General features: G+C 65.1%; 12 protein-coding genes. 7 read left to right on the top strand and 5 right to left on the bottom strand.

All coding sequences use genetic code 11. From position 1 onward, the window contains the following. The first annotated feature begins 191 nt into the window (after positions 1 to 191). From YUA_RS0117600 to YUA_RS0117585, 4 genes are all read left to right on the top strand, one after another. Positions 192 to 1,763 carry an ABC transporter ATP-binding protein gene (locus tag YUA_RS0117600; RefSeq protein ID WP_027531880.1) on the top strand — a complete coding sequence of 524 codons (1,572 nt, stop codon included), beginning with the start codon at positions 192 to 194 and terminating at the stop codon, positions 1,761 to 1,763. Then, on the top strand, positions 1,747 to 2,838 hold the full coding sequence (locus YUA_RS0117595) for an ABC transporter permease (RefSeq protein ID WP_027531879.1): 1,092 nt from the start codon (positions 1,747 to 1,749) through the stop codon (positions 2,836 to 2,838). Before YUA_RS0117600 ends, YUA_RS0117595 begins: the two co-directional genes overlap by 17 nt. After that, a complete protein-coding gene (locus tag YUA_RS0117590; protein WP_027531878.1) occupies positions 2,825 to 3,742 on the top strand; it encodes an ABC transporter permease in 918 nt (305 codons plus the stop codon). The genes YUA_RS0117595 and YUA_RS0117590 overlap by 14 nt, the downstream gene beginning before the upstream one ends. A 79-nt stretch (positions 3,743 to 3,821) precedes the next feature. After that, positions 3,822 to 4,898, top strand: coding sequence for a BMP family ABC transporter substrate-binding protein (locus tag YUA_RS0117585; RefSeq protein ID WP_027531877.1), 1,077 nt, complete (start codon positions 3,822 to 3,824; stop codon positions 4,896 to 4,898). A gap of 99 nt (positions 4,899 to 4,997) precedes the next feature. Here the strand turns inward: YUA_RS0117585 and YUA_RS0117580 are convergent, their stop codons facing one another. Further along, entirely contained in the window at positions 4,998 to 6,347 is a 1,350-nt protein-coding gene (locus tag YUA_RS0117580) for an 8-oxoguanine deaminase (protein WP_027531876.1), read from the bottom strand. 147 nt (positions 6,348 to 6,494) lie between these two features. Between YUA_RS0117580 and YUA_RS0117575 the strand changes: the two genes are divergently transcribed. Continuing rightward, positions 6,495 to 7,322, top strand: a complete 828-nt coding sequence (locus tag YUA_RS0117575) for an FAD binding domain-containing protein (RefSeq protein WP_027531875.1) — start codon at positions 6,495 to 6,497, stop codon at positions 7,320 to 7,322. After that, positions 7,319 to 10,045 (top strand): molybdopterin cofactor-binding domain-containing protein, encoded by a 2,727-nt coding sequence (locus YUA_RS0117570; RefSeq protein ID WP_027531874.1) that lies wholly within the window; start codon positions 7,319 to 7,321, stop codon positions 10,043 to 10,045. The genes YUA_RS0117575 and YUA_RS0117570 overlap by 4 nt, the downstream gene beginning before the upstream one ends. Here YUA_RS0117570 and uraD read toward each other — a convergent pair. The 4 genes from uraD to YUA_RS0117550 form a co-directional block, all read right to left on the bottom strand. After that, positions 10,042 to 10,929: a 2-oxo-4-hydroxy-4-carboxy-5-ureidoimidazoline decarboxylase gene (gene uraD, locus YUA_RS0117565; protein WP_027531873.1), complete on the bottom strand. Its 888-nt coding sequence runs from the start codon at positions 10,927 to 10,929 to the stop codon at positions 10,042 to 10,044. The two genes, YUA_RS0117570 and uraD, sit on opposite strands and share 4 nt — an antisense overlap. 5 nt (positions 10,930 to 10,934) lie before the next feature. After that, positions 10,935 to 11,870 (bottom strand): allantoinase PuuE, encoded by a 936-nt coding sequence (puuE, locus tag YUA_RS0117560; protein WP_027531872.1) that lies wholly within the window; start codon positions 11,868 to 11,870, stop codon positions 10,935 to 10,937. Further along, positions 11,871 to 12,284, bottom strand: coding sequence for a DUF3830 family protein (locus YUA_RS0117555; RefSeq protein WP_027531871.1), 414 nt, complete (start codon positions 12,282 to 12,284; stop codon positions 11,871 to 11,873). Between the two features lie 91 nt (positions 12,285 to 12,375). After that, positions 12,376 to 12,654 carry a hypothetical protein gene (locus YUA_RS0117550; protein WP_027531870.1) on the bottom strand — a complete coding sequence of 93 codons (279 nt, stop codon included), beginning with the start codon at positions 12,652 to 12,654 and terminating at the stop codon, positions 12,376 to 12,378. A 2-nt stretch (positions 12,655 to 12,656) separates the two neighbouring features. Between YUA_RS0117550 and YUA_RS51715 the strand changes: the two genes are divergently transcribed. Next, a complete protein-coding gene (locus tag YUA_RS51715) occupies positions 12,657 to 13,097 on the top strand; it encodes a hypothetical protein (RefSeq protein ID WP_245285191.1) in 441 nt (146 codons plus the stop codon). Positions 13,098 to 13,763: the final 666 nt, after the last annotated feature.

The raw sequence follows: 13,763 nt of genomic DNA, 5'->3' as shown, positions 1-13,763 counted from the left end.
CACGTGCGGCGCGCGACCGCAAGAGCCGTGCATGGGCAGTTGGGGACGCCTGGCGTCGGAAACAGCCCCGACTCGCGCGACCGGCCTCCTGCCGAAGCGTTGAGCAAGGGATGACGCATTTTCACACCTTACGCGGCGGTTCAAACTGGCCCACTATTGAGGCACTTCACCCCATGCAAGCGTATCAGCGAATGTTAGATCCGACGCCTAACGGCCTGCATTCCGGCGAGTCCCCGTTGCTCAGGACGGTGGGGCTCACCAAACGCTATGGGGATTTCCTCGCCAACGATTCCATCGACGTCGACATCTGGCCGAAGGAGATCCACGCCTTGCTCGGCGAGAACGGCGCCGGCAAGTCGACACTGGTGAAGGCGATCTATGGGCTGATCCAGCCCTCGGCAGGCGAGATCCGCTGGCAGGGTGATCAAATCGTGCTGTCCGGCCCGTCGGAAGCGCGCAGCCGCGGCATCGGCATGGTGTTCCAGCACTTTTCGCTGTTCGACAATCTCACCGTCGCCGAGAACGTCGCGCTGGGCCTCGACGGCAAGGAATCCTTCAAGGACATGTCGGCGCGGCTGGAGCAGGTGTCGAAGATCTATGGCCTGCCGCTCGATCCCAGGCGCGAAGTCTGGCAGCTGTCCGTCGGCGAACGCCAGCGCATCGAGATCGTCCGCGCGCTGATGCAGGACCCGAAATTCCTGATCCTGGACGAGCCGACCGCGGTGCTGACGCCGCAGGAGGCCGACCAGCTCTTCATCGTGCTGGAGCGGCTCAAGGCCGAAGGCCGCGCCATCCTCTACATCAGCCATAAGCTCGAGGAGGTGAAGCGGCTCTGCGATACCGCCACGATCCTGCGCGGCGGCAAGAAGATCCAGACCTGCAATCCCCGGCTCGAGACTGCGGCCTCGCTCGCACGCATGATGGTTGGCGGCGAGATCAGGGAGGTGAAGGCGGCCGCCGGCCGACAGACCACGATACCGCGGCTGGTCGTCAACGATCTCTCGCTCGCACCCGACGAGGCGCATGGTGTGCGGCTCGAGCACATCTCGTTCGAGCTGAAGGGTGGCGAGATCCTCGGCATCGCGGGCGTCGCCGGCAACGGCCAGGACGAGCTGTTCGCCGCATTGTCCGGCGAGCGGCTGGCGAAGGATCCCGGCACGGTCGTGATCGATGGCATCGCCGCCGGCCACTTCTCGATCACCAAGCGCCGCAAGCTCGGCGCCGCCTTCGTGCCCGAAGAGCGGCTCGGCCACGGCACCGCGCCGCGCATGAAGCTGTCGGAGAATGCGCTCCTGACAGGACACGCCGCCAGCGGCATGGTCCATCGCGGCTTCATCGATACCGCGGCCACGTTGAAGACCGTGGACCAGGCGACCGAAACCTTCGACGTGCGCAAGGCCAAGCGCGATCCGGAAGCAGCATCCCTCTCCGGCGGAAACTTGCAAAAATTCATCGTCGGGCGCGAGATCCTGCGCAACCCGGCGGTGCTGGTGGTGAGCCAGCCGACCTGGGGCGTCGATGCCGGTGCCGCCGCCGTCATTCGTCAGGCGTTGCTTGATCTCGCCGCCGCGGGCGCCGCGGTACTGGTGACCAGCCAGGATCTCGACGAGCTCGCCGAGATCGCCGACCGTATCGCCGTGATGTTCCACGGCCGCCTGTCGGAGCCGCTCGCCACGCGCGATGCAACACGCGAAAAGCTCGGCCTGTTGATGGGCGGCAGCAGCCTGGAGCCGAAGGAGGCCGCGCATGCAGTTGGTGCTTGAGAAGCGCACCGAGCGCTCCAACGCGATCGCGCTGGTCTCGCCGCTGATCGCCATCGGCCTGACGATCGTGACCATGACCATCCTGTTCGCGATCCTCGGCAAGAATCCGCTGCTCGCCCTGCAAGCCTATTTCATCGCGCCCCTGACCGACGGCTATTCGCTCCAGGAGATCGCGGTGAAGGCGACGCCGCTGGTGATGATCGCGATCGGGCTGTCGCTCTGCTATCTCGCCAATGCCTGGAATATCGGCGCTGAAGGGCAATTCCTCATCGGCGCCGTCGCCGGAAGCTGGATCGCGGTGAAGACGCAAGGCACGGACGCCGGCGCCTGGGTGCTGCCGGCGATGCTCGTGCTCGCAGCCACCGCGGGCGCGCTCTATGCGCTGATCCCGGCGATCTGCAAGGTGAAGTTCGGCGCGAGCGAAATCCTGACCAGCCTGATGCTGGTCTATGTCGCCGACCTGCTGCTGGACTATCTCGTCCGCGGCCCCTGGCGCGACCCGAACGGTTTCAACTTCCCGACGACGGCCGAGTTCGATCCGGTGGCAACGGTGCCGCTGCTGATCGAAGGCGGCCGGCTGCATCTCGGCTCGATCATCGCCCTGCTGGTCGTTGCGGCGGCTGCGATCCTGCTCGGGCGCACCATCAAGGGATTCGAGATCCGCGTGGTGGGTGCTGCGCCGCGCGCCGCGCGGTTCGGCGGCTTCAACGCCAACCAGCTGATCATCCTGACCTTCGCGGTGTCGGGCGCGCTGGCCGGCCTCGCCGGCATCATCGAGGTCGCCGGTCCCGTCGGACATCTCCAGCCCGGCATCTCGCCCGGCTACGGTTTCACCGCGATCATCGTCGCCTTCCTCGGCCGGCTGAACCCTATTGGAATATTAATTGCAGGCCTTTTTCTCGCACTGACCTTTATCGGCGGCGAGCAGGCGCAGATTGCAATGAAGATCCCGTTGGACGTCACCAAGGTCTTTCAGGGCATCCTGCTGTTCTACGTGCTCGCCTGCGACTCGCTCATTCTCTACCGCTTCAAGCTCGTCTTCCCGAACCGTCAGGTGGCCCGTGGAGCTGGTTGAAGCCATCATCCTGTCAGTGCTCGCCGCCTCGACGCCGCTGCTGATCGCGGCAACGGGCGAGCTCGTGACTGAGCGCTCCGGCGTGCTCAACCTCGGCGTCGAGGGCATGATGATCGTCGGCGCGGCCTGCGGTTTTGGCGGCGCCTGGCTGACCGGCTCGATTCTGATCGGCGCGCTGTTCGGCATCATCGCGGGAATGCTGATGTCGCTGATCTTCGCGCTGATGGCGCTCGGCCTCGCCGTCAACCAGGTCGCGACAGGGCTCGCGCTGACCATTCTTGGCGTCGGTCTCTCGGGCCTGATCGGTGCCGGCTTCGTCGGCGAGCGCATCACGCCGGCGATCCATCTCCACATTCCCGGCCTCACCGACATTCCGCTGCTCGGCCGCGTGCTGTTCGGCGAGGACGCCTTCGTCTATTTCTCCATCGCGCTCATCATCGGTGTCTGGTGGTTCCTGTACCGCACGCGCGCGGGATTGATCCTGCGCGCCTGCGGCGACAACCACGTTTCCGCGCATGCGCTCGGCTATCCCGTACTGCGCATTCGCACCCTCGCCGTGATGTTCGGCGGCGCCTGCGCCGGGCTTGCCGGCGCCTATCTGCCGCTCGCCTACACACCGTTCTTCATTCCGGGCATGACCGCGGGCCGCGGCTGGATCGCGCTGGCGCTGGTCGTGTTCGCGTCCTGGCGGCCGGGCCGTCTCGTGGTCGGCGCCTATCTGTTCGGCGCGGTGACGATCCTGCAGCTACACGCGCAAGGCTGGGGCGTCGGCATTCCCTCGCAATTCATGTCGGCGCTGCCGTATCTCGCGACCGTCATCGTGCTGGTGCTGTTGTCTCGCGCGCGCACCGGCGGCTCGACCGCACCGGCCGCGCTCGGCACCGTGTTCGTGCCTGACCGCTAGAGTTTTGATTTTCGCGGCGTGCGTGATGGGGCGCGCACGTTGCGGATCGTGGCTTTCCCCTGATGTTTGGAGATTGATGATGAGGAAATCACTTCTTGCGCTGGCTGCCGGCCTTCTGCTTGCCGGGAGCGTCAGTGCAGCCTCCGCTGCCGACAAGCTGAAAGTCGGTTTCATTTACCTCGGCCCGATCGGCGATCTCGGCTGGACCTACCAGCATGAACTCGCCCGCCAGGCTCTGGTGAAAGAACTCGGCGACAAGATCGAGACCACCTATCTCGAAAACGTGCCGGAAGGACCCGATGCCGAGCGCGCCATCGAGCAGCTCGTCCGCGCCGGCAACAAGCTGATCTTCACGACGTCGTTCGGCTACATGGATCCGACTCTGAAGGTCGCCAAGAAATATCCGAACGTGCATTTCGAGCACGCCACCGGCTACAAGCGCGACAAGAACATGTCGACCTATTCGGCCAAATGGTATCAGGGCCGCTACATTCAAGGCCTGATCGCGGCCAAGATGTCGAAGTCCGGCGTGCTCGGCTATATCGGCTCGTTCCCTATCCCAGAGGTCGTCTCCGGCATCAACGCGACGATCCTCGCGGCACAGACCATCAACCCGAACATCAAGGTCAAGATCATCTGGGCCAACACCTGGTTCGACCCGGGCAAGGAGGCCGACGCCGCCAAGGCGCTGATCGACCAGGGCGCCGACGTCGTCATGCAGCACACGGACTCGCCCGCCGCGATGCAGATCGCCAGCGAACGCGGCAAGCTCGCCTTCGGCCAGGACTCCGAGATGATCAAGTTCGGACCCAAGACCCAGCTGACCTCGATCCTCGACACCTGGGGCCCCTACTACATCGAACGCGTCAAGGCCGAGCTCGACGGCACCTGGAAGTCGGAAGACAGCTGGGGCGGTCTCGACAGCCACATGTTCGCGATGGCGCCGTATACCAACATGCCTGACGACGTGAAGAAGATCGCCGAGGATGCGCAAGCTGCGATCATTGCGGGCAAGCTGCATCCGTTCAAGTGCCCGGTGATTGGGCAGGACGGCAAGGAGATCGAGTGCAAGGGCGGCGCCAATCTCGCCGACGGCCAGATCCTCGGCATGAATTTCTACGTCAAGGGCATCGACGACAAGCTGCCGGGCAAATAGCACGCTTCTTGCATCGTCTAAATCACCTGCTCCTCCCGGAGGAGGTTCGGAGGGGGTGGCCAGAAGCACCCGGCACTTGTGGTCGCCCCCTCTTTCTATTTACCCCGCCTGCATCGCCCGCGCCGCCGAACTGTGGCGGCGGATGAGGTCCGGAACGTCCAGCCCCGGGATCGCGCCGCCGACCACGGCCCAATTCCCCGCAACCATCACCCGATCGGCCCGATGCGCCCCGCACAGCACCAGGGCGGCCAGCGGATCGCCATGGCCGGAGAAGCGCAGCTCGTCGAGTTTGAACAACGCGAGGTCGGCGACCTTGCCGACCGCGATCTCGCCGAGTTCCGGGCGGCCAACGCACGCCGACGAGCCCTTGGTCGCCCAGCGCAGCGCATCCTTGTGGCTGACCCTGGTCACGCCATAGCGAGCCCGTTGCAGCAGAAACGCGGCACGCACTTCCTGCATAAGATTCGAGCCGTCGTTCGACGCCGAGCCGTCGACGCCGATCCCGATCCGGACGCCGGCCTCTTCCATCTCGCACACCGGGCAGCAGCCGGAGGCCAGCAGCTGGTTGCTACAGGCACAATGGCTGATGGTCGTCTTCGCCTTGCCGAGGCGCTTCATCTCGTCGGCGTTGAAAAATATGCCGTGGGCGAGCCAGGTCCGCGCATTGAGCCAGCCGCATTGTTCGAGATAATCGAGCGGGCGGCAGCCATACATCTGCAGGCAGAATTTGTTCTCGTCCTCGGTCTCGGCGAGATGGGTGTGCAGGCGCACGTCGAGCTTGTCGGCGAGATCGGCGGTGGCGCGCATCAGCGAGGTCGTCACCGAGAAGGGCGAGCATGGCGCGAGCGCAATCTGCACCATCGCATCCGCACCGCGCTGGTGATGTTTTGCGACCACGTGCGCGCTGTCGGCGAGGATGGTGTCCTCGTCCTGCACGACGCTATCCGGCGGCAGGCCGCCGTCGCGCTGGGACAGGTTCATCGAGCCGCGGGTCAGCAGCACGCGTACGCCAAGCCTCTTTGCGACGCCGACCTCGATATCGACAGACTCTTCGAGCCCCGCCGGGAACACATAATGATGATCCGTCGTCGTGGTGCAGCCCGACAGCAGGAGCTCCGACATCGCGACGGTGACGCCAAGCTCCAGCGCCTCAGGCGTCAGCTTTGCCCACACCGGATAGAGTGCCTGCAGCCAGGGAAACAGTTCGCGGTCCATCGCCGCCGGCAGTGCCCGCGTCAGCGTCTGGTAAAAATGGTGATGAGTGTTGATGAGGCCCGGCAGCACGACATGCTCGCGGGCATCGAACACAGCGACATCTGCAGTCGCCGGGGTTCCGCCGGCCGGCACCAGTTCAACGATACGGCTATCTTTAACGACGATCCCGCGCCCGGCGCAGTCAGCGAGGATGGCCAGGGGATCCCTGATCCAGATCGGCTTTGCGTCGCTCATGATCCTGTTTCTCCCCGCCCTCGTTAGCGAATGGCCTGCAAGGCAGAGGCCATCGCGAGAGCGTTATTGCTGCGACTTGTTGTTGCCACTTGGCGCTGGTCTTGCAAGACTTTCCCTCGACACAATTCACCCGGCGTAAGCGCAGCCATGGACTTGAATACCATCACAGCGGTCAGCCATCCGCAAACGCGCTCCGAGCTGCCCGTTTGGACGCCAGGTGATGCTTGGCTCGCGGGCGGCACGTGGCTGTTCTCGGAGCCGCAAGTCCACCTCACGCGGCTGATCGATCTCACCGACCTGAAATGGCCGGCGCTGGCGATCACCGAGAGCCACCTCAGCATCGCCGCCACCTGCACAATCTCGCAACTCGATGCGCTCACCTGCCCCGCCGACTGGCTCGCAGCACCACTGATCAGCCGATGCTGCCGCGCTTTTATCGCTTCCTTCAAAATCTGGAAGACGGCGACGGTGGGCGGCAATCTCTGCATGTCGCTGCCGGCGGGGCCGATGATCTCGCTCACCGCCGCGCTCGACGGCGTCTGCACGATCTGGAAGGCCGGCGGTGGCGAGCAGAGGATTCCCGTCGTCGAATTCGTCACGGGCAACCAGCGCAACCGCCTTTCGCCGGGTGACCTGCTGAGGCAGATCGACATTCCAATCGCCGCACTCAAGCGCCGCTCCGCGTTTCGCCAGATCTCGCTCGCGCCGGTCGGCCGCTCCGCGGCCCTTCTGATCGGGAGCCTCGATGGCGATGGTGCGCTGAAGCTGACGGTGACCGCATCGACCGTGCGCCCGATCCCGTTGCCGTTTCCAAAGCCGCCCGATGCGAGTGCGCTTCGCACGACAATCGCCGAGGCAATCACAGACGACCTCTATCACACCGACATTCATGGCAAGCCGCTCTGGCGCAAGCACATGACGCTGCGGCTCGCCGAGGAGATCCGCGCCGAGCTCCTGGGTACAACGCCGCCATGAGCTTCGAGGTCAATGGCACGAACTTTCCGCAAGCGCCGCGCGCCGGCCAGTGCCTGCGCACGTTTCTGCGGGAGCTCGGCCATTTCGGGGTGAAGAAGGGCTGCGACGCTGGCGATTGCGGCGCCTGCACCGTGCTGCTCGACGGCGAGCCGGTGCATAGCTGTTTGATCCCCGCGTTTCGCGCGGAGGGTCGTTCGGTCACCACGATCGAGGGACTTGCTGGCAACGACGGCGCGCACCCGATGCAGCAAGCCTTCCTCGACGCGCAGGGATTCCAGTGCGGCTTCTGCACCGCCGGCATGATCCTCACCTGCGCCGCGCTGAACCAGGCGCAGCGCACCGATCTCGGCGCCGCGCTGAAGGGCAACATCTGTCGCTGCACCGGCTATCGCGCGATCGAGGACGCGATCAACGGCAAGGCCAATGTCGAGGACAGCGTCGAGGCCGGCGGCGCGTTCGGCCGTAGCCTGCCGGCGCCTGCGGGTCCGGACGTCGTCCGCGGCGCGGCGCGTTATACGTTCGACACCCAGATTGACGGCTTGCTCCACATCAAGCTGCTGCGCTCGCCGCATGCACATGCCAGGATCGTCGCGATCGACAGATCGGCGGCGATGGCCGTGCCCGGAGTGCACGCGGTGCTGACGCATGAGGATGCGCCCTCGGCGCTGTTCTCGACGGCGCGGCACGAGAAGGACTGGATGGACCCCGAAGACACCCGCATCCTCGATGACGTCGTGCGCTTCATTGGCCAGAAGGTCGCCGCCGTGGTCGCCGAGTGTGAAGGCGCTGCCGAGGAGGCTTGCCGACGGCTGAAGGTCGACTACGAGATTTTGCCTGCGCTGATCGATCCCGAACAGGCGATGGCGCCGGGCGCTCCGCTCGTTCATCCTGATCGCACCACCACGAACCGCGTTGCCGACGCGCAGCGCAATCTCGTCGCGGAGACGCATGGCGAATTTGGCGATGTCGCCTCGGCCCTCGCCACATCCGCGGTCACCTTTGATGCCACCTTCCACAGTCACCGTGTGCAGCACGCAGCGCTTGAGACCCATGGCGGCCTCGCCTGGCTCGATGATGCCGGTGTGCTCAACGTCCGCACCTCGACGCAGGTGCCGTTCCTGACCCGGCGTGCGCTCTCGGACATCTTTCAGCTTCCCATGGACAAGGTCCGCGTGTTCTGCGAGCGCGTCGGCGGCGGCTTTGGCGGCAAGCAGGAGATGTTCGTCGAGGATATTCTGGCGCTCGCCACGCTGAAGACCGGTCGGCCAGTCAAGCTCGAGCTCACCCGCGAGGAACAGTTCATCGCGACGTCGACGCGGCACCCGATGCGGGTCCAGATCAAGGCCGGCGCCGATGCCGACGGCAGGCTCACGGCGCTCCAGCTCGACGTGCTCTCCAATACCGGCGCCTACGGCAACCATGGCCCCTCCGTGATGTTCCACGCGGTGTCGGAGTCCATCGCCGTCTACAACTGCCCGAACAAGCGCGTCGACGGATTCGTCGTCTACACCAACACGGTGCCGGCGGGTGCGTTTCGCGGCTACGGCCTGCCGCAGACCGTGATCGCGGTGGAAGCCGCCATCGACGAGCTGGCCAAGCAGCTCGGCATCAGCCCTTACGACATGCGCCGCCGAAATATCATTAGGCCCGGCGATCCCATGCTGTCGCCGCCTGAGTCCGACTATCACGACGTGCTCTATGGCTCCTACGGGCTCGATCAGTGCATCGACCTGGTCGAGCGCGCGATGCAGGTCGATCAGCCGCAGCCCGAATTGTCGCCGGAATGGCTGACCGGCGACGGCGTCGCGCTGACCATGATCGACACGGTGCCGCCCGCCGGCCACATCGCGGACGCGATGATCGCACTCAACGATGATGGCGGCTTCGATCTCACCGTCGGCACCGCCGAGTTCGGCAATGGTACCAGCACGGTGCACCGGCAGATCGCCGCGACGATTTTGGCGACCACCGCCGACAGGATCCGCCTGCGCCAGTCCGACACCGCCCATGGCGGCCACGACACCGGCGCCTATGGCAGCACAGGCACGTTCGTCGCCGGCAAGGCAACGCAGGCCGCCGCGACGCAGCTTGCGACCGAGTTGAAGGCGGCCACTGCCGGCGCGTGGCTTTGTGATACAGCGAGTTGCACCCTCGAGGGCGAATTCGTCGTCAGCGGCGTGCGGCGCATGTCCTTTGCCGAGCTGGCCGAGCTCGCGCGCAAAGCCGGTCGTCCTCTCGCCGGGCACGGCACCTCCGATGGAACGCCGCGCTCGGTCGGCTTCAACGTGCATGGCTTTCGCATCGCCGTGAACACCGGCACCGGCGAGATCAAGATTCTCAGGAGCGTGCAGGCGGCCGATGCCGGCGTCGTCGCCAATCCCATGCAGTGCCGCGGCCAGGTCGAGGGTGGCGTAGCCCAGGCCCTCGGTGCGGCGCTCTACGAGGAGATGGTGATCGATGCCGAGGGCCGCGTCACCAACCCCAAATTCCGTGACTACCATCTGCCGTCCTTCGCGGACGTGCCGCGCACGGAGGTGTTGTTCGCCGAGACGTCCGATACGATCGGACCGCTTGGCGCCAAGTCGATGAGCGAGAGCCCGTACAATCCAGTCGCAGCCGCGCTCGGCAATGCGATCGCCGACGCCACCGGCATCCGCTTCACCGCGCCGCCCTTCAAGCCGGACCGGCTGTTTCCGGCCCTGCACGAGAAGTTCGGCGACTAACTCCCGCGGTACGTCGAATAGCTCCAGGGCGTCACCAGCAGCGGCACGTGATAGTGCCCCTCGGGCTCGCTGATCGCGAAGCGCAGCGGGATCTCGTCGAGGAACGGCGGATCGGGGAGCTGCACGTTACGCTCGGCGTAATAACTGGCGACGTTGAACCGTAGCTCGTAGCGGCCGATCGGCAGCGGCCGCCCGCCGATCAGCGGCTGGTCGGTGCGGCCGTCGGCGTTGGTCACCGCGCGCGCGATCACGCGGCTCTCGCCGAGATTTGCGAGCTCGACCAGCTCCACCGCAATTCCAGGCGCGGGCTTGCCGGCGTGATTGTCCAGCACATGGGTCGAGAGCCGGCCGTGCACCTTCAGCTTGTCATCGGCGATGACGAGCTGATCGAGCCGGAGCGCGGAGATGCGGCCGATCTCCTCGATCGCGCGTCGAGTCTCGGTCTTGGCGATATTGCGCAACCGCGTCTCGAAGTCGCTAAGCACGGAATCCTTGGTGTGACGCCGCACGCAGACGATATAGGGGATGGCGAACTTTTCGCGGTAGGCGTTGTTGACGCGCTCGAATGCCGCGTATTCAGCCTCCGACAGCCGATCGAGGCCCGCACTGTTCTGCTCGTGGGTCGATTCCGCCGTCAGGCCCGCCGCGCGCTGGGTCTTGTTGGCGAGATCGGGATGTGCGCGGATCAATGCCATCTGCACGTCGGGTTCGGCACTCTGAATGGCCGCCATCAGCGCCGCATGCAACTGGTTGATGCCGGCAAACGGCCGCTGCGCGGCGAGATGCTCGGCGATCCAGGGCGAATATTCGACGACATTGGCGAGCGCGGCGACGAAATCGGCCTGGCTTGCGGCGTTGAGCTCGGCGAGCGAGATCTGCGACATCGTCCTCACCCGATCTCGAATGCGTCGGCGGCAAGATGCGCGTGCTTGTCGTGCCAATGCTGCGCGATCTGCAACCGCGTCGGCACCCAGACGCGCTCGTGCTTGCCGATATAGTCGAGGAAGCGGATCAGGCCCGCGGCGCGGCCGGGCCGGCCGGCGAGACGGCAGTGCAGACCCACCGACATCATCTTCGGCGCGGTCTCGCCTTCGGCATAGAGCACGTCGAACGCATCCTTCAGATAGGTGTAGAACTGCTCGCCCTCGGCAAAGCCCTGCGGATTGATGAACCGCATGTCGTTGGCATCGAGGGTATAGGGAATGATGAGCTGCTTGCCGTTTGCGCCCTTGACCCAATAGGGCAGATCGTCGGCATAGGAATCGCAGAGATAGAGGAAGCCGCCCTCCTCCATCAGCAGACGGTTGGTGTTGATTGAGGAGCGCCCGGTGTACCAGCCGAGCGGCCGCGAACCGGTCGCCTCGGTATGGACGCGGATCGACTCGGCAATCTCGGCGCGCTCCTGCGCTTCCGTCATGTCCTTGTGCTCGATCCATTTCAGGCTATGGCTCGCGATGTCCCAGCCGGACTCCTTCATCGCGGCCACGATTTCCGGATTGCGCTTCAGCGCGGTGGCGACACCGAACACGGTGGTCGGCCACTTCCGCTCGTTGAACATCCGCCACAGCCGCCAGAAGCCGGCGCGCGAGCCATATTCGAACATGGATTCGATATTGGCGTGACGCTGGCCCGGCCAGGGCTGCGCGCCCAGCACGTCGGATAAAAACGCCTCCGACGCGCGGTCACCGTGCAAAATGTTGTTCTCGCCGCCTTCCTCGAAATTGACGACGAACTGCACAGCGACCCGCGCGTCGCCGGGCCATTGCGGATGCGGCGGACTGCGGCCGTAACCGCGAAGATCGCGCGGATAGCGGGCGTCAGTCACTCAGACTTCCTCGAAGCGGATCGGCAGAGCGCCCTTCCACAGCACGCTCTTGCCCAGCGTCGCGAGATTCTCGAGGCCCGAGGTCACGGTGATGAAGTGATTGCCGGCGAGCTGGCCCATCTTGCTGGCGAAATGCACGCCGCCATAGGCCATCAGGATCTCGGTCTCGCTGATGCCGCCGGGATAGAGGATGATCTGGCCCGGCGCGGGATAGCTGGTGTGGTTCTCGTAGCCGACGCCGAAGTCGAGGTCGCCGAGCGGCATCCAGACGCCTTCACCGCTCCAGCGCACATGAATGATGTGGCTCTCGAACGGCAGCGCCTTGCGGAACGCCGCGACGGTCTTCGGCGCCGCCTGCTCCTCGAAGCGGGCATCGAAGGTGAAATCGCCGGCACGGATAACGAGTTTGCTCATCTCATCTCTCTGGATCGGGGGCCGTGGCCCCACGGGAACTTGCACGCAAAGAGCATTCCAGCGGGCTTCGCGCAAGTGGCGCTGGGACCCTTCACCGGCGGTCGTAAGACCAGCCGAACAGGCCGCTCCGCCGCACCTCTGGCTCCGGCTCGGCGGTGGGTGCGGGCGCCTCCTTCAGTTCCGCCTGCGGCGGTGGCGCAGGCGGCGCCGGCAGGTTCTCGCATTTCATGGAATAGACCAGTTTGCCGTCCGCGGTGCGTCCGATCGGCGCGCAAGGGTCGGAATGCGCTGCCGCAGTCTTGGGAGCAGGTTTCACCTGCGCCGCGGCCGGCGAGGCGATCAAAAGCAGGACCAGCAGATATTTCGACATCATTGTCGCGCCTGAAACCTCGATTTGTCCCATTCAACCGGATTGCAAGGGGCAAGTCCACCGCGCCCCACTGGGCGATTGCCGAATATTTAGCCGGGACCAAAAAATTTGCTCGCCCCATCGTGAAGCCGGAGACGGTGATATTCGGCCGGACGCGTCGCCATGTCAGCGGCGATGACGATGACACTTCTCAAAACCGGGCCGTCGTCACGGGAGAAACAACCATGCAAAAGACTCTTGCCATTCTCAGCGCCACGCTGATCACCGCCGTCACCATCCAGACCGCCGCGGCAAGCGATCGCCATCACGGCCGCAAGGCCCAGCCTGCCCCCATCACCCGGTCAGCGCGCGACTCCAACGCGGCCATATGGCCATCGCAGCCAACCGCACCCGACTGGTCGCGCTACGCCAACGGCGCAATGTCAGCGCCAGCCGGAAGGTGATGTTGAAGGCTTAGGCGCGGCTCTCGTCCCTCTCGTGTCCCGGACGCGCTGCAGCGTGTAACGCTGCTGCGCAGAGCCGGGACCCAGAAAGCGACACGACGCAATGCGGCGACATGGGCCCCGGCTCTGCAGCACACCGTCGAAGAGACGCTGCGCTGCGTCCGGGGCACGAGATGGGCGCATGACGCACGTCCGCTTCCACATCTCGTCATTGCGAGCGCAGCGAAGCAATCCAGAGTCTTTCTGCGGCAACAGTCTGGATTGCTTCGCTGCGCTCGCGATGACGGAGTATGAGGCAACATGGTTCTCCAAATGGCGCTGTCATTCCCCGCGAAGGCGGGGAATCCAGTACGCCGCAGCCTCTCTGCTCGATCACAACCGTCTCCGAGTGCTGGATCACCCGGTCAAGCCGGGCGATGACAGCGGGTGTGCAGCTCCAGACACACCTTCGCGGCCTCGCGGCGCAATTCGCCCGAGCTTTGCTTGATCTCTCCAGTTTCTTGCCACCCTCCTATCCGAGAGGGCGCAGGGAAGGCCGGGTGCTGACCTCGCACCCGCGGTCCGCTGCGCGAAAAGCACACGCAGGAAAACCGCACAGCAGCATACAGGTGGTGCCAATCACTCGGCCTTCCCTGCGCGATGGGTTGACGGCTTATGCCGTGCTCT

Source organism: Bradyrhizobium sp. WSM3983, assembly GCF_000473045.1.
In the GTDB taxonomy this organism is placed as follows: domain Bacteria; phylum Pseudomonadota; class Alphaproteobacteria; order Rhizobiales; family Xanthobacteraceae; genus Bradyrhizobium.
This window is presented reverse-complemented; position numbering and strand designations above follow the sequence as displayed.

Coding starts and splice junctions, on each gene's coding strand:
- YUA_RS0117555 (WP_027531871.1), bottom strand. CDS start 12,284: ATGAGCAAACTCGTTATCCGTGCCGGCGATTTCACCTTCGATGCCCGC.
- YUA_RS0117580 (WP_027531876.1), bottom strand. CDS start 6,347: ATGAGCGACGCAAAGCCGATCTGGATCAGGGATCCCCTGGCCATCCTC.
- YUA_RS0117575 (WP_027531875.1), top strand. CDS start 6,495: ATGGACTTGAATACCATCACAGCGGTCAGCCATCCGCAAACGCGCTCC.
- YUA_RS0117595 (WP_027531879.1), top strand. CDS start 1,747: ATGCAGTTGGTGCTTGAGAAGCGCACCGAGCGCTCCAACGCGATCGCG.
- YUA_RS0117600 (WP_027531880.1), top strand. CDS start 192: ATGTTAGATCCGACGCCTAACGGCCTGCATTCCGGCGAGTCCCCGTTG.
- YUA_RS0117585 (WP_027531877.1), top strand. CDS start 3,822: ATGAGGAAATCACTTCTTGCGCTGGCTGCCGGCCTTCTGCTTGCCGGG.
- YUA_RS0117550 (WP_027531870.1), bottom strand. CDS start 12,654: ATGTCGAAATATCTGCTGGTCCTGCTTTTGATCGCCTCGCCGGCCGCG.
- YUA_RS0117570 (WP_027531874.1), top strand. CDS start 7,319: ATGAGCTTCGAGGTCAATGGCACGAACTTTCCGCAAGCGCCGCGCGCC.
- uraD (WP_027531873.1), bottom strand. CDS start 10,929: ATGTCGCAGATCTCGCTCGCCGAGCTCAACGCCGCAAGCCAGGCCGAT.